The organism is Natrononativus amylolyticus, assembly GCF_024362525.1.
GTDB lineage: Archaea > Halobacteriota > Halobacteria > Halobacteriales > Natrialbaceae > Natrononativus > Natrononativus amylolyticus.
Genome location: NZ_CP101458.1, coordinates 568,115 through 587,643 on the forward strand (window position 1 = coordinate 568,115; position 19,529 = coordinate 587,643).

At 66.7% G+C, this 19,529-nt stretch carries 21 protein-coding genes; 10 read left to right on the forward strand and 11 right to left on the reverse strand.

Features of this window, described 5'->3' with window-relative positions; all coding sequences use genetic code 11:
* Positions 1 to 10 precede the first annotated feature (10 nt).
* Complete coding sequence (locus NMQ11_RS02835; RefSeq protein WP_255169877.1) at positions 11 to 292, reverse strand: DUF7111 family protein; 282 nt, start codon at positions 290 to 292, stop codon at positions 11 to 13.
* A 51-nt stretch (positions 293 to 343) separates the two neighbouring features.
* Positions 344 to 1,537, reverse strand: coding sequence for a polysaccharide deacetylase family protein (locus NMQ11_RS02840; protein WP_255169878.1), 1,194 nt, complete (start codon positions 1,535 to 1,537; stop codon positions 344 to 346).
* A 198-nt stretch (positions 1,538 to 1,735) separates the two neighbouring features.
* On the opposite strand from NMQ11_RS02840, the gene NMQ11_RS02845 reads away from it, so the two are divergent.
* Together NMQ11_RS02845 and NMQ11_RS02850 are read left to right on the forward strand one after the other, a co-directional pair.
* Positions 1,736 to 2,635: a DUF3267 domain-containing protein gene (locus tag NMQ11_RS02845; protein WP_255169879.1), complete on the forward strand. Its 900-nt coding sequence runs from the start codon at positions 1,736 to 1,738 to the stop codon at positions 2,633 to 2,635.
* A gap of 46 nt (positions 2,636 to 2,681) precedes the next feature.
* On the forward strand, positions 2,682 to 2,984 hold the full coding sequence (locus NMQ11_RS02850) for a helix-turn-helix transcriptional regulator (protein WP_255169880.1): 303 nt from the start codon (positions 2,682 to 2,684) through the stop codon (positions 2,982 to 2,984).
* A gap of 46 nt (positions 2,985 to 3,030) precedes the next feature.
* Here the strand turns inward: NMQ11_RS02850 and NMQ11_RS02855 are convergent, their stop codons facing one another.
* Positions 3,031 to 4,173 carry an acyl-CoA dehydrogenase gene (locus tag NMQ11_RS02855; protein WP_255169881.1) on the reverse strand — a complete coding sequence of 381 codons (1,143 nt, stop codon included), beginning with the start codon at positions 4,171 to 4,173 and terminating at the stop codon, positions 3,031 to 3,033.
* Between the two features lie 282 nt (positions 4,174 to 4,455).
* On the opposite strand from NMQ11_RS02855, the gene NMQ11_RS02860 reads away from it, so the two are divergent.
* Complete coding sequence (locus NMQ11_RS02860; protein WP_255169882.1) at positions 4,456 to 5,502, forward strand: phytoene/squalene synthase family protein; 1,047 nt, start codon at positions 4,456 to 4,458, stop codon at positions 5,500 to 5,502.
* A 3-nt stretch (positions 5,503 to 5,505) separates the two neighbouring features.
* On the opposite strand, the gene NMQ11_RS02865 is transcribed toward NMQ11_RS02860, so the two are convergent.
* Both NMQ11_RS02865 and NMQ11_RS02870 read right to left on the reverse strand, forming a co-directional pair.
* Complete coding sequence (locus NMQ11_RS02865; protein ID WP_255169883.1) at positions 5,506 to 5,952, reverse strand: hypothetical protein; 447 nt, start codon at positions 5,950 to 5,952, stop codon at positions 5,506 to 5,508.
* A gap of 47 nt (positions 5,953 to 5,999) precedes the next feature.
* The gene (locus NMQ11_RS02870; protein WP_255169884.1) at positions 6,000 to 6,854 is read right to left on the reverse strand and encodes a 3-hydroxyacyl-CoA dehydrogenase family protein; all 855 of its coding nucleotides are present in this window, start codon (positions 6,852 to 6,854) and stop codon (positions 6,000 to 6,002) included.
* 175 nt (positions 6,855 to 7,029) lie between these two features.
* Between NMQ11_RS02870 and NMQ11_RS02875 the strand changes: the two genes are divergently transcribed.
* A complete protein-coding gene (locus NMQ11_RS02875) occupies positions 7,030 to 7,593 on the forward strand; it encodes a hypothetical protein (protein ID WP_425607698.1) in 564 nt (187 codons plus the stop codon).
* 86 nt (positions 7,594 to 7,679) lie between these two features.
* Here NMQ11_RS02875 and NMQ11_RS02880 read toward each other — a convergent pair whose 3' ends face one another.
* Positions 7,680 to 9,464, reverse strand: coding sequence for an L-lactate permease (locus NMQ11_RS02880; protein WP_255169885.1), 1,785 nt, complete (start codon positions 9,462 to 9,464; stop codon positions 7,680 to 7,682).
* Between the two features lie 299 nt (positions 9,465 to 9,763).
* Between NMQ11_RS02880 and NMQ11_RS02885 the strand changes: the two genes are divergently transcribed.
* Both NMQ11_RS02885 and NMQ11_RS02890 read left to right on the forward strand, forming a co-directional pair.
* Complete coding sequence (locus tag NMQ11_RS02885) at positions 9,764 to 10,549, forward strand: class I fructose-bisphosphate aldolase (RefSeq protein ID WP_255169886.1); 786 nt, start codon at positions 9,764 to 9,766, stop codon at positions 10,547 to 10,549.
* Positions 10,549 to 11,415: a class 1 fructose-bisphosphatase gene (locus tag NMQ11_RS02890; RefSeq protein WP_255169888.1), complete on the forward strand. Its 867-nt coding sequence runs from the start codon at positions 10,549 to 10,551 to the stop codon at positions 11,413 to 11,415. Before NMQ11_RS02885 ends, NMQ11_RS02890 begins: the two co-directional genes overlap by 1 nt.
* 5 nt (positions 11,416 to 11,420) lie before the next feature.
* Here the strand turns inward: NMQ11_RS02890 and NMQ11_RS02895 are convergent, their stop codons facing one another.
* Positions 11,421 to 11,663, reverse strand: coding sequence for a DUF8119 family protein (locus tag NMQ11_RS02895; RefSeq protein ID WP_255169889.1), 243 nt, complete (start codon positions 11,661 to 11,663; stop codon positions 11,421 to 11,423).
* Between the two features lie 20 nt (positions 11,664 to 11,683).
* On the reverse strand, positions 11,684 to 12,847 hold the full coding sequence (locus tag NMQ11_RS02900) for a hypothetical protein (RefSeq protein WP_425607699.1): 1,164 nt from the start codon (positions 12,845 to 12,847) through the stop codon (positions 11,684 to 11,686).
* Positions 12,848 to 13,342: 495 nt separating this feature from the next.
* Here NMQ11_RS02900 and NMQ11_RS02905 point away from each other — a divergent pair, with 495 nt between their 5' ends.
* Together NMQ11_RS02905 and NMQ11_RS02910 are read left to right on the forward strand one after the other, a co-directional pair.
* The gene (locus tag NMQ11_RS02905) at positions 13,343 to 15,082 is read left to right on the forward strand and encodes an acyl-CoA carboxylase subunit beta (RefSeq protein ID WP_255169891.1); all 1,740 of its coding nucleotides are present in this window, start codon (positions 13,343 to 13,345) and stop codon (positions 15,080 to 15,082) included.
* A 201-nt stretch (positions 15,083 to 15,283) separates the two neighbouring features.
* On the forward strand, positions 15,284 to 15,637 hold the full coding sequence (locus NMQ11_RS02910; RefSeq protein WP_255169892.1) for a DUF5658 family protein: 354 nt from the start codon (positions 15,284 to 15,286) through the stop codon (positions 15,635 to 15,637).
* Here the strand turns inward: NMQ11_RS02910 and NMQ11_RS02915 are convergent.
* Positions 15,613 to 16,275 carry a GNAT family N-acetyltransferase gene (locus NMQ11_RS02915; RefSeq protein WP_255169893.1) on the reverse strand — a complete coding sequence of 221 codons (663 nt, stop codon included), beginning with the start codon at positions 16,273 to 16,275 and terminating at the stop codon, positions 15,613 to 15,615. The two genes, NMQ11_RS02910 and NMQ11_RS02915, sit on opposite strands and share 25 nt — an antisense overlap.
* Complete coding sequence (locus NMQ11_RS02920) at positions 16,233 to 16,862, reverse strand: GNAT family N-acetyltransferase (RefSeq protein ID WP_255169894.1); 630 nt, start codon at positions 16,860 to 16,862, stop codon at positions 16,233 to 16,235. Before NMQ11_RS02920 ends, NMQ11_RS02915 begins: the two co-directional genes overlap by 43 nt.
* Before the next feature lie 112 nt (positions 16,863 to 16,974).
* On the opposite strand from NMQ11_RS02920, the gene NMQ11_RS02925 reads away from it, so the two are divergent.
* Positions 16,975 to 17,493, forward strand: a complete 519-nt coding sequence (locus NMQ11_RS02925) for a magnetosome magnetite crystal formation protein family (RefSeq protein ID WP_255169895.1) — start codon at positions 16,975 to 16,977, stop codon at positions 17,491 to 17,493.
* Between the two features lie 20 nt (positions 17,494 to 17,513).
* Here NMQ11_RS02925 and NMQ11_RS02930 read toward each other — a convergent pair whose 3' ends face one another.
* The gene (locus NMQ11_RS02930; RefSeq protein WP_255169896.1) at positions 17,514 to 17,975 is read right to left on the reverse strand and encodes a MaoC family dehydratase; all 462 of its coding nucleotides are present in this window, start codon (positions 17,973 to 17,975) and stop codon (positions 17,514 to 17,516) included.
* Between the two features lie 238 nt (positions 17,976 to 18,213).
* On the opposite strand from NMQ11_RS02930, the gene gdhB reads away from it, so the two are divergent.
* The gene (gene gdhB, locus NMQ11_RS02935) at positions 18,214 to 19,494 is read left to right on the forward strand and encodes a glutamate dehydrogenase GdhB (RefSeq protein ID WP_255169897.1); all 1,281 of its coding nucleotides are present in this window, start codon (positions 18,214 to 18,216) and stop codon (positions 19,492 to 19,494) included.
* Positions 19,495 to 19,529 lie beyond the last annotated feature (35 nt).

A 19,529-nucleotide genomic window follows, 5' to 3' on the forward strand; every position in this document is an offset into this window, starting at 1 on the left:
AACCGGCGACTCACATTCCCATGTCGGCGGCCGCCGGAGGGATCGGCAGCTCGTGCGGCGACGTCGCGAGCAGTTCGGCGACGTGGTCGAGCGCCATGTCGAAGCCGTAGTAGCGCTCGAGTTCGTCGCCGTCGGCGGTCGGGCGCACCTTCAACATCGCGTACCCCTCCCGGTTCTGGGCGACGGCGGCGGTTGCGCCGTCGGCGATGAACTCGAGGCGGCGCTCGCTGTCGGTTTCGGTGTACGTCGCGGTGATCCCCCCGGCTTCGGCGGTGGCCTCGTCGCTGGTCATGGCGGTCTCTCGTGGCCGGAAATACGGGAAGCTGTCGGTTTCGCGGGCCGGTCAGCGCTCGCGGTCGTCGCCGCGCGAGGCCAGCTTGCGGGCGGCGAGTGCGGCGCCACCTGCGACGCCGGCGGCGCCGACGGCGGCACCGAATCCGGGCATACCGTCGCTCGCGTCGTCGGCCGTCGAGTTCGTTCCGCCGTCGTCGGATTCGGTCGCGTTCTCGCTCCCGTCGTCCGCGGCCTCGCCGTCGTCGGAATCGTCCCCGTCGTCGACGTCGACGTCGTGTACCTCGAGGTGGCCGAGCTCCTCGAGGGCCTCCTGGAGGGTGACGATCCGCAGGTCGTGCTCGAGGGCCGCTTCGATCGTGAACTCGATCCGGTCGGCGGGGAGCGTCTCGAACTGGCTGTGGCCGGAGACGATTCCGAGGTGGCCCTCCTCGGCGGTCGTCGCCATGAACTGCTCGATCTCGTCGGTCGTCGCCCAGTCGGTTTCGATGTATCGCCGGTAGAGCTGAAACGGATCGATCGCGTCGAGAGGGTTGATCCCGTCGTGGCTCCGATAGTTCGGCGTCGTCTCGTAGTACTCGGGGACGAGCTCTTCGACGATCCCGTGGTACCGATCGTACGTGTAGACGAACCCCGTGACCGGCACTCCCCACTCCTCGATCATGGCCTTCGACTCCTCGAGGATCTCGCGCGTGAACTCCTCCGTGTAGCGGACGACGGTCTCGTCGGTCGCCTCGATCGACTCCTCGAGTCCCGACTCGAGTTCGACGTAGTGGTCGTCGCCGTCGACGCCCTGGCCCGCGACGGTCGCCTCGATCTCCCGGTCGCCGTCGAGGACGACCAGCGGATCGCCGGGGTGGTCGCCGTGGAGGTTCGAGCCGACGTAGAGGCGATCGTCGCCGCTCTCGGCGTCGCGCTCGAGCGGCGTGTGTCCGAGCGCGCGGTGGTCGATCGTGTGGGACATGACTTCCCAGCCGTCCTCGTACATCTCGGTGAGCTGGTCGGGGTCCATGAACTCGTCCGATGCGGCCATCAGTCCGGGGCAGGCCGCCACGCAGCCGGGAACGTCGTACTCCTGGTGGATCGGATACGTCGACGTGTAGTCTTCGATCGGGCTGTCATCGTAGACGAACACGACCATCCCGTCGCCGTCGACGTCGGCGCTCGCGCCGGTCGTCAGCGCAGTGGTGCCGACGGTGAGTGCGCCAGTCGCCGCGAGCACGCGCCGCCGCGTCATCGAGGTCATTGCTGCGGCGTAACCAGCCGTTCTACTTACTTATCCACGTGATCAGCTCACAGTGTGACTCCGGGCCGCTCCGAAACGGTAACGGGACGGCTATCGTCCACACACTCCCCCTGACGGCGGATACCGGGGGTTAGGCGCCGGCTAAGCGCCCTCTTCCGGATCGACACCACTTTCCCTCCCGTAGCGAACGGTACGGTGGTGAGCGAGGACGATCTCCCGGACGACTCCGGACAGCTGCTCGCGGCGTTCAGACTCACGCGCCCCGTCGCCTTGCAGTGGCTCGTCGCGTCGACGGCCGGGTTCGTCCTCGCGCTGTACCTGTTCGGCACCGCTCTCGAGGCGGTCCACGGGGGATCGCTCGAGCCGGTCGTCGTCTCCGTCGGCTCGCCGCCGCATCTGCTCGGCTGGATCGTCGCCGTCGCCGTCGTGGTCGTCGCGGTCGTCGTTCCACACGAACTCGTCCACGGCCTGTTCATGGCCCGCTACGGAGCGCGCCCGGAGTACGGCGTCGGCGTCTCACACCTCGTACCGTACGCGTACGCTCGAACGGAGGGGGCGAGCTACACGCGAAATCAGATGCTCGTCGTCCTGCTGTCGCCGCTGGTCGCGCTCTCGCTGGTCGGCCTCGGTCTGCTGGCGGTCGTCCCCTCCCCGCTGGTGGTGCTCGCGCTCGCGGCCAACGCCGCCGGCTCGGTCGGCGACCTCTGGATGGCGGCGCTGCTGTGTCGATATCCGCCGGAGGTCCGCGTCGGCGAACTGCCCGACGGAGCCGACGGAATCGGCGTCTACGGCGCCCCCGGAGCGGGCGAGCGGCGGGTCGACTCCCCCGCGCTCCTCGCGTTCGGAACGGGAGCGGTAACGACGCTCGTCGCGATTCTCGCGGGCCTGTTCGTTCTCGTCGCGGGCTCGCTCGCGTTCGCCTCGGGCACCGTCGTTCTGGGCGATCCCGACGGTCGCTGGTTCCTGTTTCGACACGAACTCGTCGCGGACGGCCGCGGCGCGCTGCTCGAGGTCGGCTTCCCGCTCTTGCTCGCGCTCTCTGCGGCGGGCGGGGCCGTCTGGGCGGTCCTCGCGACGGCCGCCAGACGGCTCGCCTGAGGTGCCGACCGAAACGCTCACGCCCGAGGGGAGTCAGCGACGAGCCATGGCGCGATGGCTCCAGAGCGGCCGGCGGCGGGACCTGTGTTTCCTGCTCGCCGAGGCGGGCGAACTGCGCGGCCAGCAGCTCAAGTCGGCCCTCGAGTCTCACTACGGGAGCCGGCTCGAACCAAAATCGTTCTACGGCTCGCTGTCGGCGCTGGTCGACGCCGGGATCGTCGAGAAGCGAACGCAGGGACTCCACGACGTCTACGCGCTGACCTCCGAGGGAGAAGCGGCGCTGTGCGAGCACGCCGACTGGGTTCGCCGGTGTCTCGACGCCGCGGACGACCGACTCGAGTGCGAGTAGCCGTCTCGGCGCGTCGACAGTCGAACGCGGGAGGCGAGGGACCCGCTCAGCCGAGAAGCTGGTCGCCGATCGTGTTCCGCAGGATCTCGCTGGTCCCCTCGTAGATCTCGTTGAGCTTGGCGTCGCGGTAGAACCGCTCGGCGGGGAAGTCCTTGGTGTAGCCGTAGCCGCCGTGGATCTGGATGCCCTCGTTCGCCACTTCGCGGCTGATCTCGCTGGCGTACAGTTTGGCCTGGGCGGCCTCCTTGATGTAGTCCTCGCCGCGGATCTTGTTGTCGGCGGCCTTGTGCATGAGCAGGCGCGCTGCCTGGACTTTCGTGTCCATGTCCGCGAGCTTGTGTTTGATCGCCTGGAACTCGCCGATCGGCTGGCCGAACTGCTCGCGCTCGTTCGCGTAGGAGACCGCCTCGTCCAAGGCGGCCTGGGCGATGCCGACGCTTCGGGCGGCGATGGTGATCCGGCCGCCGTTCAGGGTCTTCAGGGCGTGGACGAACCCGCGTCCCTCCTCGCCGAGGCGGCGGTCGGCGGGAACCCGGAGGTCGTCGAACCGGAGTTCGGCGGTGGGACAGCCCTTATCGCCCAGCTTCTCCTCCGTCCCTTCGACGAAGAAGCCGTCGTCCTCCTCGGGGCGCACGACGAACGACGAGATGCCCTTGTTCCCGGCGTCCGGGTCGGTCTTCGCGAAGAGGATCACCGTGTCGGCGACGGAACCGTTCGAGATCCAGAGTTTGCCGCCGTTGATCACGTACTCCTCACCGTCCCGCTCGGCGGTCGTCTCCATCGAGGGGACGTCGCTGCCCGCACCCGCCTCCGAGAGGGCGAACGCGCCGATGTCGGTCCCCTCGGCGAGCGGCATCAGGTACTCCTCCTTCTGGGACTCGTCGCCGAACTCGTAGACCATGTTGCCCGCCAGCGAGATGTGGGCGGCGACGACCGTTCCGAGTCCGCCCGAGCCGCGGGAGATCTCCTCGAGGCCGATCGCGTAGGAGTGGTAGTCGAGCCCCGCGCCGCCGTACTCCTCGGGAAACGGCATCCCCATCAGGCCGAGGTCGGCCATCTCGCTCACGAGGTCGGCGGGAAACTCGTCGTCGTGGTCGATCTCGCTCGCGACGGGGACGATCTCCTCGTCGACGAACTCGGCGACCATGTCCCGGATCTGCTCCTGCTCCGGAGAGCGCGTAAAGTCCATGCGCGAGCTATCGACCGGTCCGTCCTTTATACTGTCGGGTAAGAGTCGTGAGCGGTTTCGCCGGACGGCGGCGTACCCGCGGACAACGATAGCCGGCAGCACCCCCAATTTCGTCGAGCGGTCGAAACCGCTCGCTTGCCGTTCCCGCCCCCGCGACCGTCACGTTCCCTGACTGATAAGGTGGGTGATGTATTCTGTCGATTCACCGGCAACAGGAGGCGAGGAGAGGCTCACCGCGACCGCGGTGTTTTTCCGGTCTGCGGTACAATGTGGGTCAAGTAGATGACCACAGGCCAGTCAGATATTCGCGCAGACCCCGACCTGGAGTGGTGTTACGAGGCGGTTCACGGCGTGTCTCGGACCTTCTCGATCACGGTCGACCGACTCGAGGAGCCCATGGCGAGACACATCTGTCTTGGCTACCTCCTCTGTCGAATCGCCGATACGATCGAGGACGCGGGTCACATCCCTCCGGAAGAACAGACCGCCCTCCTCTCCGCGTACGATCGCCTGCTCGACCCCGACGACGACTACGCGGTGTCGGCGTTCATGGCCGACGTCGCGCCCTGGATTCCCGCAGAGCGCAACGAGGACTGGGAGGTCGTCGCACAGACCCCGCGCGTGCTGGCGACGTTCGAGGCCCTCGAGGACGAGCCCCGCGAGATCATGCGCGAACCCGTCCGCGAACTCGTCGACGGGATGGCGATGTTCACCGCCCGCTACGCCGAGGAGGGCGGGCTCCGCCTCCAGACCGTCGAGGAACTCGAGGAGTACTGCTGGTACGCCGCCGGCACCGTCGGCACGCTCATCACGGGGCTGGTCGCCCGCGGGGCCTCCCCCGAGCGCGCCCGGGAGATGCGCCAGAACGCCCGCTCGTTCGCCCTCCTCTTGCAGCTGGTCAACATCGCCAAGGACGTCGAGTCGGACTACCGCGAGGAGAACAACGTCTACCTCCCCGCCGAGTGGCTCGAAGAGGAGAACGTCGACGTCGACGCGGTCGTCGACGAGACCAACCACCGCGGCGTCACGTCGGTCGTCCAGCGCGTCATCGGACGGGCCGAGGGCTACCTCGACGACGCCCAGCGCTACCTCGAGGTCGTCCCCGAGTCCCACGGCAACACCCTCTCGGCGTGGGCGATTCCCTACCTGCTCGCCGTCGGCACCCTGCGGGAACTGCGCGAGCGTCCCGAGGACGTCGTCCGCGAGGGGGACGTCAAGATCTCGCGGGCGGAGGTGTTCGCCGTCATCCAGCAGTTCGAACAGGACGTCTCCCGGTCGACCCTCGAGGAACTGCGCCTCGAGATGTCCGAAAAACCGCTCCACCAGTAACGGCTACACCTGTGGTCTGATCTCGGCCTCGAGATCCCGGCTCTCGGTGACGAGAAGCGTTATCTCGGCGTCATCGACGCCCCACCCGCTGTCGATTCTCTCGTTGATCTCCCGGTTCGAGAGCGAGAGCGCCCGGCCTTCGAACCGCGCTCGAACCGCCCACTCGCGGGTGTGCTTGATCCAGCGACCCGCGACGTGAGTTTCGTCACCCTCACGACCCGTCGCCTCGAGCCTGATCGTTTCCTCGCGGGGGGCGTCTCGCTCGCTGTCGACGGTGACCGAGAGTTCGGTCGGTTCGTCGGACTCGTTTCTCGCGCGGAGGTATCGGAGGCGGAGGTAGTGGCGCCTCGAGTACTGGTTCCAGGCGTACCCGCCCGTCAGGAGGGCACCGACACCGCCCAGACCGGCGCCGGCGATGGTGCGACGGCTGTACGTCTCGCGGGAGGGCATTGAGGCGTATTTCACAGGAACGACGAAATATATACCGACTGTCGTGATCAGTCGTACTCGTAGAACCCCGCGCCGGTCTTCTTGCCGAGGTCGCCGGCCTCGACCTTGCGCTTGAGGCGGTAGGCGGGCTTGTAGCGGTCGCCCAGTTCCTCGTACATCGTCTCGGAGGCGTGCAGGCAGATGTCCAGCCCGATGTGGTCGGCCAGCTTCAGGGGACCCATCGGGACGTTGGTACCGAGTTCCATCCCCGCGTCGATGTCCTCTTTCGTCGCGACGCCCTCGTCGTAGGCGCGGATGCCCTCGTTGATCCAGGGCATCAGGATGCGATTGGTGACGAACCCTGGCTTGTCGTCGGACTCCCAGGTGGTCTTCCCGAGGTCTTCCGCGAGGTGGTGGGCCAGCGCGACGACGTCGTCGGTCGTCTTCTCGCCGACGACGATTTCGACACCCTCCATGATCGGCACCGGATTCATGAAGTGCAGACCGACCACGCGCTCGGGCACCGCGAGGTCCGCCGCGATCGACGTAATCGAGAGCGTGCTCGTGTTCGTCGCGAGCACGACGTCGTCGTCGCAGACGGCCTCGAGGTCCGCGAAGACGTCCCGCTTGATCTCCATGTTCTCGACGGCCGCCTCGACGACGAGGTCGCAGTCGGCCAGTTCGCTCAGCGCGGTTGTCCCCTCGATCCGCCCGCGGATCGTCTCCGCGTCCTCGGGAAGGGCGTCCTTCGACTCGAGGCGCTCGAGGCTGTGCTCGATCGTCTCGAAGCCGTTCTCGACGAAAGTCGACTCGATGTCGCGCATGACGACGTCGTAACCGTTCGTCGCGGCGACCTGTGCGATGCCGCTGCCCATCGTTCCCGCGCCGACGACGCCGATCCGCTCGATCTGTTCGCGAACCATGGCCGTCACTTCCGGCGGTCCGGTGGTAAGTTTGCCGATGTTTGAGATCTGCCGAGCGACCGGTCCCGTTGACGCCGAAAAGAACAGCCCGCAGATACCTCTCCGCCGAACGTTCTACGAGAGGGAAACGTTCAAGGCGGCTGCGTCTGAGATACGGATAGTTTCGGTGATTCGCATGAGCAAGGAAGGTGTCGTTTTCGAAACAGAACGGGCCGCGCCGACCCTCGACGAGGTCGAACGCGAGGCACTCGAGGCTTCGGGAGTCGATCCGGCGGCAGTCTCGGAAAAGCGCTGCTCCTACCGGGCGCTGCTCGATGCGGGTGTCGACGAAACCGCCGCCGACGCGCTCCGGCGGCGGTTCTCGCTCCCGTGGTCGTTCGAGACGGACGGCGACTTGGACCGCCGGTCGGCGGAGGTCCGCGGGCTCGGCGAGGCCGAGCGGGCGTGGGTCGCCGCGAGCGCCGACGAGGACTGGCAGGCGTTCGAGGCCGCCCGTCCAGGGGCGGTCGGTGAAGCCGACAGATCGGACGGCGACTGCGAGCGCCCGTACCCTCGGCCGACGCCGGTGACGGCCGTCACCGGTGTCAGCCCCGAGAACGCGAGACGGCTCGCCGACGCCGGAATCGTCTCCGCGGAGCGACTGGCGACGATCCGGGCGGGGGAAGTCGCACGGCTGCTCGAGTTGAACGTGCTTCACGTCCGCACCTGGCGACACAACGCGCGCGAACTCGTCGCCTGACGTCCTCGAGCGCCGCTAACAGCGACCGCAACCGACTGTCCTTCATCTCGCGTCGGACTCGTCGAGGGTCGGCCGAGAGAGGACGCTCAGTAGATGTCGAACACCTCGGGGAGAACGTCGGGCATGACGTAGACGAACAGCAGCGTCCAGATGCCAACCAGAACCGCGTAGTAGAACAGCGGAATCAGGTTCAACCGGATCACGCGCCCCTCCTGGCCGACGAGGCCGACGGTCGCCAGCGCCGCGACGACGTTGTGGATGGCGACCAGGTTCCCGATCGCACCGCCGGTCGCCTGGGCGCCGACGACGATCTGGCTCGGCAGCTCGAGTTCGTGGGCGGCGGTGAACTGGAAGCCGCCGAAGGTGATGTTCGAGACGGTGTTCGAGCCGACCATGACGGCGGCGAGCGCGCCGATCGAGGCTGCGAGGGCCGGATAGATCGGCCCGGTCGCGTTCGCGGTTGCGATCGCGAGCAACTCGATCATACTGGCGGGGCTGTCGTTGATCACCGCGTACTCGGGTGCGCCGGGCGCGCCGCCGGACTGGATCATCACTTGGACCATCGCGATGACGAAGATCAGCGCGATGAACGGCGAGACGAGTTTCTCGCCGGCCTCGTACCAGGCGGCTTTGACCTCGTCGCCGTCCAGTCCGAAGATGGCAATCGCGATGATCGCGCTCACGATCAGCCAGAAGCCGGGAACGTTCATCCACGCGATGTCCGCACCGAGCGCCTCGTACCCGAGGATCGGATCCCACAGGATGACGATCCCGAGGCTCACGTCCCCGATCTGGACGCCGACGTCGGGGTCGGTGAGGAACTCGGAGATCGGATCGATCACGCGCGTGATCACGAGCAAGACGATCAGGATAATGTACGGCGACCACGCCTTCAACAGGGACATCTGGGGCCCGTCTGTCGCACCGTCCGCCGCGTTGACGCCGTCCGAACCGGGTTCTATCGTTCCGACCCAGTGGTCGGGCCACTCCTCTCGCGGCGGGAAGTCCCACTCGTCGTCGGGGAGGAGATAGCCGGCCTGGAGCACCGCGACGGTGATCGCGCCGCCGACCATCGATCCGATGAGCGCGGGGAACTCGGCCGTGATGAACCACGCCGAAATCCAGTAGGGAACCGCGAACGCGACGCCGGCGAACAGACACAACGGCGCGACCTCGAGTGCGGGTCTGATCGAGCGCTCCTCGCGCGGCCCGAAGAAGTAGACGACCATTCCGACGGCGAACAGCGGCATCACGAAGCCCGACAGGGCGTGGTAGGTCGCGGCCCACGCGGCGACGTTCTGGGAGTACTCGACGACGGTCATTCCGCCGTCGGCCTCGATCGCACCCTCGTAAACTTCCAGCGGCGTTTCGATCCCGACGATGATCGGCGTGCCGACCGCGCCGTAGGTGACGGCGATGATGTGGCCGATCAGCGCCGCGATCACGGCGGCCAGCGCGGGGAACCCGAGCGCGAGCAACAGCGGCGCGACGACCGCCGCCGGCGTCCCGAAGCCCGCGGCGCCCTCGATGAACGTCGCGAGGAAGAACGCGAGCAGGACGATCTGGACCCGTCGATCGTCCGAGACGGCGGCGAACCCCTGGTTGATGCGGTCGAACGCACCGGCCTGCATCAGCGTGTACAGCAGGACCAGCGCGCCGAAGACGATCCAGAGGATCTCGAGCGCCGTCATCACGCCGACGATCGACGACCCCGCGAGGTACGCCGGCGGATTGTTCCACACGACGAAGCCGACGACGAGCGCCACGATCCACGCGAGCGGCATCGCTCGCGTCGCCGGCCACAGCAGTCCGACCAGCAGAATCGCGACGACCGCCAGCGGCAGCGCGGCGGCGATCAGTTCGAATATCATCGTTCGACGCCTCCGTCGATGGTTCGCAGTACCCGGTGCGGATCGTTCGAAACGCCCCGCGTGTCTCTCTCTGTCATCTGTCTCGCAGTGTATTTCGCGGTAATTATAATAAATAATGGCGTCTGTTCACACACCACGTAGCCCGTCGGCCTCGGCCTGCCCGCCCGTCGAGGCCGTGTCCTCGAGCGCCGGCCCCCGATCGCGCTCCCCGGTGCGCTCGAGGTTTACTACTGGGCGAAGTATATTTCACCCGAGAGGACCATCAAAGATTTATAGCGCCCTGTTGGACCATCTACCGGATGATTCCGATCGACGATTCACCGATCGTTCGCGACGGGAAGTCACTGATTCTGGCGATGGACCACGGGTTAGAGCACGGGCCGGTCGACTTCGAGGAGGTCCCCGAGAAGCTCGATCCGTCGACGGTGTTCGAGACGGCGACTCACCCCGCCGTCACCGCGATGGCCGTCCAGAAGGGGATCGCCGAGGGCTACTACCCGAGCTACGAGGACGACGTCAACCTCCTGTTGAAGGTAAACGGCACCTCGAACCTCTGGATGGGCGAGTACGACTCCGCCGTGAACTGCTCAGTCGACTACGCAGCGGAGATCGGCGCCGACGCCGTCGGCTTCACCCTCTACGGCGGTTCGAACCACGAGGTCGAGATGGCAGAGGAGTTCCGCGACGTCCAGGAGGACGCTCGCAGACACGACCTCCCCGTCGTCATGTGGTCGTACCCGCGCGGGCAGGGGCTGAAAAACGACACCAAACCGGACGTCATCTCCTATGCGACCCGACTCGGTCTCGAACTCGGCGCCGACATCGCGAAGGTGAAGTACCCCGGCAGCCCCGAAGCGATGGAACACGCCTGCAAGGCCGCCGCCGGAATGAAAGTCGTCATGAGCGGCGGCTCGAAGACCTCCGACTACGAGTTCCTCTCGACGGTCGAGGCCGCCATGAACGCCGGTGCGAAGGGGCTGGCAGTCGGACGCAACGTCTGGCAGCGCGAGGATCCCACCCGAATCCTCGACGCCCTCGAGAAGGTCATCTACGAGGGCGAAACCGCCGACGCCGCCCTCGAGTGATGGCCGACCGTCAGCATCACGACACCGTCGAGGCGGTCGTCGAGACGATCGCCGGGTCGGCAGCGGAGATCAGGCGGGGGCTCGTCGGTCGCCGCGAAGACGCGGACGAGGAGAACCCGAGCGGCGAGACCCAGGCCGAAGCGGACGTCTGGGCCGACGAGCTACTGGCCGAGCGCCTCACGGAAATCGACGGCGTCTGCGAGTACGCCAGCGAGGAGCGACTCGAGGCGATCGACTGCGGAGACGACGGCCTCTCCGTCGCCGTCGACCCCCTCGACGGCTCGTCGAACCTCAAGTCGAACAACACGATGGGGACGGTGTTCGGAATCTACGACGAACCGCTGCCGGCGGCCGGAACCTCGCTGGTCGCCTCGGGCTGGATCCTCTTCGGCCCGATCACGACGATGGCTCTCGCCCGCGACGGGACCGTCGAGAAGTACGAACTCGCGGGCGAGGAGCGCACTCTCGTCGACGGCGACGTCACCCTCCCCGAGGAGCCGCTCGTCTACGGCTTCGGCGGCCGCGTCCCCCACTGGTCCGCCGAGTTCGAGTCGTACGTTCGCGAGATTGAGTCTGACCCGAGCCACAAGCTCCGCTACGGCGGCGCGATGATCGGCGACGTCAACCAGGTGCTCACCTACGGCGGAATCTTCGCCTACCCCGCCCTCGAGGACGCCCCCCGTGGAAAACTCCGCTTGCAGTTCGAGGGGAACCCGATCGCACACCTCGTCGAGACGGCGGGCGGACGCTCCTCGGACGGCAGCCGCTCGATCCTCGAGGTCGAACCCGACGACCTCCACGACCGGGTTCCGGTCCACGTCGGCAACGCCGAACTGATCGGCCGCCTCGAGTCGGCGCTCGTGTAGTCGGCTCAGTTCGAATCCGTGCGCCGTCGACTGTCGAACCAGTCGGCGGTCGCCTGAACGTAGAGGACCGCGCCGGCGAGCAAGAGCGCGTAGAACACCCATCGGGGCCAGCCGGTCGTGAGAAAGAGGAGCGCCAGGAACACGACCCACAGGGCGAGTATGAGCAGGTCCGCGAGGACGCGCGTTCCGGCGAACGTTACCGCTTTGAGCCCGTTTTGCAGCCGGGATCGGGTCGAGTCGGGTGTCATGGATTCGGAGTCTGGTTTCCTCAGAAGTGGTAGCCGTGTCGTTCCGTCAGGTGATACGCCGAGACGCCCCAGACGTAGCTCTGACCGGGCCACCAGGTCCGTGCGTTGTTGAAGCCGGCGATCAGCACGCCGTCGTCGGGCGCTTCGGGATCGGGGTGGTAGCTCACCGATCCGCTGTCGCCGTCGGTCAGGTCTGACTCGTCTCCCCACCGGATCTGTCCTCGCCGGCAGACGTCGCTTGTCACGCACGTAACCGCGTCGATCCCCTGGATCTTGCCGGTGGTGTGGCCGGTGAGCGCCCCGACTTTCTCGAGGGGGCGGTCTCGAGCGACCAGATCAGCCAGGCCAAACCGGGTGAACTGTCCGTGAACGTCGATCGGTGACGGTGCCGCGATCCGGCTGTCCGGCCAGAAGTTTCCGGCGGGTTCGACCGCGACGACGTCTTCGACCGGGTACTCCGAGTGAACCGAGCCGAGTTCGATCACGCCGTCCCGGTTGGTCGGCAGGTTCAACACGCGACTCTCGATGTCGCCGTGGAACGCGTGTTCTGCGGTCGGGAAAAACGGCAGATCGGAGTCGGGATGGTACAGCGCCGGCCCCAGCGTCGCCACGCTGGTTTCGGTCTCACAGCCGACGCCGCCGGGGACGCGGTCGTTTTCGACTCGATCGAGAAACCGCGGCTGGGCTGCGTTCGGGTCATCTTCCAGGCTCTCGACGTCGTCGATCGCCTGGACGCTGAGGCTGATCCCGTCGACGAGGTCCTCGAGGGCGTTCCGTATCGTCGTCGGGTTGGCCGACACCTCGACGGTGAGTTCGGCGGTTCCGTCCCGGTACGAGCCGGGAACGACGGCGCTTCCGAGATAGCCGGCGATTTCAGAGCGCGCGAGTCGCTCGTTGAGTTCGAACGCCTTCATAACGCTGGCATACCAGTCGGCAGGAACGGCCTGCGTCCGTTCTTCGACGTGCCACGGGTCGTCGGGGTCGTGAACCAGCGCGGTGGCGACGGGGACCTCGCCGTCGTCGACCGAGAGGAAGTCTTCGACGCCGAGGAGCTGTGCCATCCCGATGGCGTAGCCGGCACTGGCGAGCGTGCGAACGAAGTCGCGTCGACTCATGTCGGCGTGGACCCGGTCGCGAACCGAAGAGAGTCCACGAGCGAGTCGCTCCGTGGCGTCGGATGACATTACGGTCGAGAGAGGCTGCTGTCGATACGGTGTTTAGCTGGCTACATTGCTATTCGTCTCGTACAGTAGCATATCATCGCCTACAGGGGGGTACCATGGTACCATTAAAGGCGGTTCTGCCTGCAATCTCCGCCCGGCGCTGCGTTCGGCCGTGATCGACGTTAGATAGACGGGCGAACCGTTCCGACTTAATGACTGTACGGGTTAACGCGAGCGTTCGTCATCCATGCGAACAGAGTGACGGTCGTCTCCGTGCTGGTGACCACGGAGGCAGACGACAGCGCCCAATTTCGGTTCCCGCCGCGGGTACGCGCTGTCCTCCTCATCGCTGCCGGTACAGGCAACGTGCGACCTCGGTGGATCGGACGCGGCGGGACTCCCCTTTCGTCGACTCGTGCCCTCCCCTCGAGACCCCGACGGGTGTCGAGGATTTCATCCCTCACGCCCCCGCCGCAAAGGGAAAACGGTTTTTGGACCCCCCTCGCAGAATTTGCCATGAAAGTTCGTATCGCGGCGGGAGCCTCGGACGAGGAGGCGTCGGCCATCGCGGCGGCACTGGCCGAACACGTCGGCGACGACGTCGAAGTGTACGTCGGCCAGAACGACGAACCGGTCGCGACCCACGAGGCACTCGAGAGCCAGGGGACGAGCGCCGCGGAAGCGGAGACGCCCCCGGACGCCGACGACGATCTCGGGCCGACCGAGCGCGAGGCGCAGCTGTGGGCCGAAATCGAGGAGATCCTCGAAGGAGGCCCGGAGAAGTACAAGGAGCGCCTCTCCGAGCAGGGGAAACTGTTCGTCCGCGATCGGCTGGACCTCTGGTTCGGCGAGGACGGTCTGCTGTTCGAGGACGGCAAGTTCGCGAACTTCGACGCCGAGGGACGGCTCCCCGGCGACGGACTGCTGACCGGCGCCGCCGAGTTCGAGGGGCGCGACCTCCACTTCATGGCCAACGACTTCACCGTGAAGGCGGGCTCGATGGCCGAGCGCGGCGTCGAGAAGTTCCTCCGGATGCAACAGCGCGCGCTCAAGTCAGGCCAGCCGGTGTTGTACCTGATGGACTCCTCGGGCGGCCGGATCGACCAGCAGACCGGCTTCTTCGCCAACCGCGAGGGGATCGGCAAGTACTACTACAACCACTCGATGCTCTCCGGGCGCGTCCCCCAGATCTGCGTCCTCTACGGGCCGTGTATCGCGGGGGCGGCCTACACGCCCGTCTTCGCGGACTTCACGATCATGGTCGAGGGGATGTCGGCGATGGCGATCGCCTCCCCCCGGATGGTCCAGATGGTCACCGGCGAGGAGATCGACATGCAGGAGTTAGGCGGCGCACAGGTCCACGCGCGCGAATCGGGATCGGCGGATCTCGTCGCGACCGACGAGGAACACGCCCGCGAACTCGTCGCCCAGCTGGTCACCTACCTCCCCGACAACGCCGACGGGAAACCGCCCCGAAGCGAGCCGGCGGAGCCCGCGCGCTCGCCGGCGGGGATCGACGCGGTGGTTCCACAACACCCGAACCGCGGCTACGACATGGTCGACGTCATCGACCGGATCGTCGACGACGGCTCGTACTTCGAACTCAAACCCGACTACGGGAAGGAGATCATCACCGCATACGCCCGCATCGACGGCCGGCCGATCGGGATCGTCGCCAACCAGCCCGCCCACCGCGCGGGCGCGATCTTCCCCGACGCCGCCGAGAAGGCCGCCGAGTTCATCTGGAAGTCAGACGCGTTCAACGTCCCGCTGCTGTACCTCTGTGACACCCCCGGCTTCATGGCCGGCTCGCAGGTCGAAAAGGAGGGGATCCTCGAGAAGGGCAAGAAGTTCATCTACGCCACCTCCTCGGCGACGGTGCCCAAACAGACCGTGGTCGTCCGGAAGGCCTACGGGGCGGGGATCTACGCGATGGGCGGCCCCGCCTACGACCCCGAGAGCATCATCGGCCTCCCCTCGGGTGAGATCGCTATCATGGGTCCGGAGGCGGCGATCAACGCGGTGTACGCCCGCCGGCTCTCGGAGATCGACGACGAGGACGAACGCGCCGAGCGCGAGGCGGAACTCCGCGAGGAGTACCGCGAGGACATCGACATCCACCGGATGGCGAGCGAGGTCGTCGTCGACGAGATCGTGCCGCCGAGTACGCTGCGGACAGAACTCGCCAACCGCTTTGCGTTCTACGAGGACATCGAAAAGTCCCTGCCGAGCAAGAAACACGGGACGATCATCTGAGCCGTTTTCGATCCGTTAAGAACCCGTTAGCCCCGTCAGTTCGCGCCGATCGCCAGCAGTCGCCGGATCCGATCGGCCTGTTATGACGTTCTTACCGCCCCTGTCACGGCGTCTCATCGGTCCATAACAATACACCCGATCGTGGAGCCTTCGCCTACTCCCCGAGGGCGAGGGACCGGTTCGACTCCGGTCGGGAGCGTTATGAGTTCAGACGGCGCACACTGGCGCCACCAGCTGCGGGGCACCGAGTACGAAATGGACGACCTCGAGCGCGTCCTCTGGGTCGTGGTCGCGCTCTCGCTCGTCGGCGACATCGTGACGACGTTCGTCGGCCTCAACCTCGGGCTCTCCGAGTCGAACCCGATCGCGCTCTACGCGATCGAGGGCTGGGGGCTGCTCGGAATGCTCGCGCTGAAGGCGTTCGCCGTCGGCGTCGGCCTCTGTTGCCGGCCGCTGCTTCCCAAAGCGTACGCCCCGATCATCCCCGCGGGGCTCGCGCTGCCGTGGGTGATCGCCGTCTTCATCAACCTCTACATGATCTCGACGGTCGTCTGAGCCGCCGCGGGGTCGTACGCCTCGCGCGTGATCGTAAACCGGACCACGTCGACGGGATCTTCGACCGTCGCCGTCCACTCGTTTCGCAGTCGACAGTCACGGCTGCCGCCGAATCGCTCGACGTATTTCTCGACCGCACGGAGTGACTTCTCGTTGTCCGCGCGGACGGGGACGGTAGCGGCCTCGAGATCGAGCCGGCCGAACGCGAGCGCGAGGAGCGCGTCGGCCCGCTCACCCGAGTAGCCGCGTCCCCAGTAGCGCTTGCGGAGCCAGATCCCCAGCTCGCCGGTCCGGCGTTCCCAGTCGATCCCCAGCCCGCACGCCCCCGCGATCTCGCCGGCCCCGTCCTCGCCGGGCGCTGGCCGGAGCGCGTAGTCAGCGGACGCTCCGTTCTCCCAGGCCGCTTCGCGCGACTCGAGAAATTCGAGCGTTTCGCTCGGCGTCGCGTGGGGGTCCCAGGGCGTGTACGCGGTCGCCGCCTCGATTCCCGGATCGCTCGAGCAGATCTCGTAGTACGCGAGCGGGTCGACCGTCGCCGTCGAAAGGTGCTCGAGGGCGAGCCGATCGGTTTCGATCCGCTCCGGAAACAGCGCGGTCACGGTCGATCCCGGAACGGCACGTCCGCGGCGGGCTCGCACTCCAGCCACTCCTCGCGGCTGACACTGTATCGGTAGCAATCGACCGGTTCGCCGCCGTGAATCTCCCAGTTGCGGAGCAGGCCGTCGCGGCCGCCGCCGTGGGCCTCGACGTAGCGTTCGATCGCCCGGTTCGAGTTCTCGTTGTCCACGTGAGCGGTGACCGCGACCAGATCGAGGTCAAGGCGCTCGAACGCGAGTTCGAAGAACGCCGCGGCGCGTTCGCCGGAGTAGCCCTGCCCCCAGAAGCGCTTGCGGAGCCACATGCCGAGGGTCATGGTTCGTTTCTCCCAGTCGACGTCGAATCCGCAGCCGCCGGCGATTTTTCCGGCGCCGTTCTCGCCGTCGCGGGGGAAGAGCAGGTACGAGGCGCCCTCGTTCTCGTCGTACTGTTTGCCGACCAATTCTAGAAACTCGAGGGTCTCCTTCGGCGTCTCGTGGGGGTCCCACGTCAGGTAGCGGGTGACCTCCTCGAGGTCGGGGTCGCTCGAGCAGATCTCGTAGAACGCGAAGAGATCGACCGTCTCCGGCGTGGCGAGTTCGAGTCGCAGCCGATCGGTTTCGATCGTCTCGGGGAAGAGATGGCTCACGGCTCGAGCGACGGACGCCGGTATAAAATCTCTGCCGTGGGTGTGTCAAAGCGTGTCGGCGGGGACGTTCGTCGTCAGCATCATTTACAACCCCGGGGCGTTCATCGGCAGTATGGACGAAACGTACTGTTCGGACTGCGGCGCCGAACTGGATCCCGGCGACAGGTACTGCGGCTCCTGCGGAGCGAAAGTAACGGCGTTCACCGACGAGGGCTCCGACCGATGGGGGGAACGCGACGACCCCGCGGATCGGTGGGACGACGACCCGGGTCGATGGGACGACGCCTCGAGTCAGCAAAGCGAGACCGGCGGACGGGCGACGCCCGACGGCGACCGGACGTTCGCGGCGGTCACTCACGTTCTGGCCCTGCTCACGTGGGTGATCGGCCCGCTGGTCGTTCTCGTCGCGACGGACGACGAGTTCGTCGAGCAGAACGCCCGGAACGCGCTGAACTGGCAGATCATGTTTACGATCTACATGCTCGTCTCGTTCGTGCTGTTGTTCCTCCTGATTGGCATCGTCTTCCTGATGCTCGTCCCGCTGCTCGACATCGTCTTCTGTATCATCGCGGCGGTCAAAGCCAACGACGGCGAGGCCTGGACGTATCCGCTGACGCCCGATATCGTTTGAGACCGACACGGTAGGGCGTCTCAGGCGTTCTCGGCGTGTTCGCGTTTCAGCGAGAGGACGGTTCGCTCGAACGAACAGACCAGCTCGTCGTCCTGGTTGAAGACCTCGACGGCCATCGTGACGATTCCGCGCTCGCCGTCGCTGGTCTCGCGCTTGTCGGTCACCGTCGACTGGACGCGGATCGTATCGCCGTGAAACACCGGCTTCGGGTGTTCGACCTCGTCATAGGAGAGATTGGCGACGATGGTGCCGTCGGTCGTCTCCGGAATCGAGATGCCGACCGCGAGCGCCATCGTGTAGATGCCGTTGACGAGTCGCTCGCCGAACTGGGTGTCCCCGGCGAACTCCGCGTCGAGGTGCAGCGGCTGCTGGTTCATCGTCATATCGCAGAAGCGCTGGTTGTCGCTCTCTGAGACCGTGCGGCGGCGCTCGTGTTCGATCGTCCGCCCGATCTCGAACTCCTCGTAGTACAGACCCGTCATGGTTTCGCAGTCGAGGGCCGCCCGCAAAAACCCGACCGGTTCGCCCGTCTCGCGGTTGCGTCGGGTGCAAGTTTTGCACGAACCGCGGGCCAGTAGCAAGCGTTAAGAGTACGGGTGGGCAACGCCCACCGAATGCGCTGACGCGCCTGGAACCCGCGCGCACGCCGTCGGCCACGCCGGCCGGGCCGCGCGAGGACGCCCGGGACCGCGGAACGCAGCTCCACCTCAGACCCCGACTATGGCTAGCGCTGAATCCACAACCGAGGACGAACCGGAAGCAGAGACCGCCGTCGAAACCGCCCGCAGGCAGCTCGAGCACGCGGCGACCCACCTCGACGTCAGCGACGGCGTGATCGAGCGGCTCCGCCAGGCGACCTCCGTCTACAAGGTCACGATCCCGCTCGAGCGCGACGACGGAACGACAGAGGTGTTCACCGGCTACCGGGCCCACCACGACAACGTGCGCGGCCCCTACAAGGGCGGAATCCGGTATCACCCCGACGTCTCCGAGGAGGAGTGCGTGGGGCTCTCGATGTGGATGACCTGGAAGTGCGCCGTCATGGGCATCCCCTTTGGCGGGGGGAAAGGCGGCGTCGTCGTCGACCCGAAGGAGCTGAGCAAGGGTGAGAAAGAGCGACTGACCCGCCGGTTCGCACAGGAGCTCCGTCCGGTGATCGGGCCGATGACGGACATCCCCGCCCCGGACATGGGGACCGATCCGCAGACGATGGCGTGGTTCATGGACGCCTACTCGATGCAGGAAGGCGAAACCCAGCCCGGCATCGTCACCGGCAAGCCGCCGGTCATCGGCGGCTCCTACGGCCGCGAGGAGGCCCCCGGCCGCAGCGTCGGGATCATCGCCCGCGAGGCAATCGACTACTACGGCTGGGCGGTCGAGGAGACGACCGTCGCGGTGCAGGGCTTCGGCAGCGTCGGCGCCAACGCCGCCCGCTACCTCGACGATCTCGGGGCGACCGTCGTCGCCGTCAGTGACGTCGACGGCGCGATCTACGACCCCCACGGGCTCGACACGAACGACGTCGAGGACCACGACGAGACCCCCGGCATGGTGTCGGGGTACGACGCCCCGGAGACGCTCTCGAACGACGACCTCCTCGAACTCGACGTCGACATCCTCATTCCGGCCGCGATCGGAAACGTCCTCACGGCCGAGAACGCCCACGACGTGCAGGCGGACATGATCATCGAGGGGGCGAACGGCCCGACGACGTCGACGGCCGACCAGATCTTCGAGGAGCGCGGGATCCCCGTGATCCCCGACTTCCTCGCCAACGCCGGGGGCGTCACCGTGAGCTACTTCGAGTGGCTTCAGGACATCAACCGCCGCGCGTGGTCGCTCGAGCGGGTCAACGACGAACTCGAGACGGAGATGCTCGGCGCCTGGGAGGCGATCTGCACCGAACAGGAGGCCCGCGACATCAGCTGGCGGGACGCGGCGTACGTCGTCGCGCTCAGGCGGATCGCGGAGGCCCACGAAGCGCGCGGCCTCTGGCCGTAACGCAGCCGGTTCCCAAGCGTTCAAACGCCTGCCCC

Coding starts and splice junctions, on each gene's coding strand:
- NMQ11_RS02835 (WP_255169877.1), bottom strand. CDS start 292: ATGACCAGCGACGAGGCCACCGCCGAAGCCGGGGGGATCACCGCGACG.
- NMQ11_RS02840 (WP_255169878.1), bottom strand. CDS start 1,537: ATGACCTCGATGACGCGGCGGCGCGTGCTCGCGGCGACTGGCGCACTC.
- NMQ11_RS02850 (WP_255169880.1), top strand. CDS start 2,682: ATGGCGCGATGGCTCCAGAGCGGCCGGCGGCGGGACCTGTGTTTCCTG.
- NMQ11_RS02855 (WP_255169881.1), bottom strand. CDS start 4,173: ATGGACTTTACGCGCTCTCCGGAGCAGGAGCAGATCCGGGACATGGTC.
- NMQ11_RS02860 (WP_255169882.1), top strand. CDS start 4,456: ATGACCACAGGCCAGTCAGATATTCGCGCAGACCCCGACCTGGAGTGG.
- NMQ11_RS02865 (WP_255169883.1), bottom strand. CDS start 5,952: ATGCCCTCCCGCGAGACGTACAGCCGTCGCACCATCGCCGGCGCCGGT.
- NMQ11_RS02870 (WP_255169884.1), bottom strand. CDS start 6,854: ATGGTTCGCGAACAGATCGAGCGGATCGGCGTCGTCGGCGCGGGAACG.
- NMQ11_RS02875 (WP_425607698.1), top strand. CDS start 7,030: ATGAGCAAGGAAGGTGTCGTTTTCGAAACAGAACGGGCCGCGCCGACC.
- NMQ11_RS02880 (WP_255169885.1), bottom strand. CDS start 9,464: ATGATATTCGAACTGATCGCCGCCGCGCTGCCGCTGGCGGTCGTCGCG.
- NMQ11_RS02885 (WP_255169886.1), top strand. CDS start 9,764: ATGATTCCGATCGACGATTCACCGATCGTTCGCGACGGGAAGTCACTG.
- NMQ11_RS02890 (WP_255169888.1), top strand. CDS start 10,549: ATGGCCGACCGTCAGCATCACGACACCGTCGAGGCGGTCGTCGAGACG.
- NMQ11_RS02895 (WP_255169889.1), bottom strand. CDS start 11,663: ATGACACCCGACTCGACCCGATCCCGGCTGCAAAACGGGCTCAAAGCG.
- NMQ11_RS02900 (WP_425607699.1), bottom strand. CDS start 12,847: ATGTCATCCGACGCCACGGAGCGACTCGCTCGTGGACTCTCTTCGGTT.
- NMQ11_RS02905 (WP_255169891.1), top strand. CDS start 13,343: ATGAAAGTTCGTATCGCGGCGGGAGCCTCGGACGAGGAGGCGTCGGCC.
- NMQ11_RS02910 (WP_255169892.1), top strand. CDS start 15,284: ATGAGTTCAGACGGCGCACACTGGCGCCACCAGCTGCGGGGCACCGAG.
- NMQ11_RS02925 (WP_255169895.1), top strand. CDS start 16,975: ATGGACGAAACGTACTGTTCGGACTGCGGCGCCGAACTGGATCCCGGC.
- NMQ11_RS02930 (WP_255169896.1), bottom strand. CDS start 17,975: ATGACGGGTCTGTACTACGAGGAGTTCGAGATCGGGCGGACGATCGAA.
- gdhB (WP_255169897.1), top strand. CDS start 18,214: ATGGCTAGCGCTGAATCCACAACCGAGGACGAACCGGAAGCAGAGACC.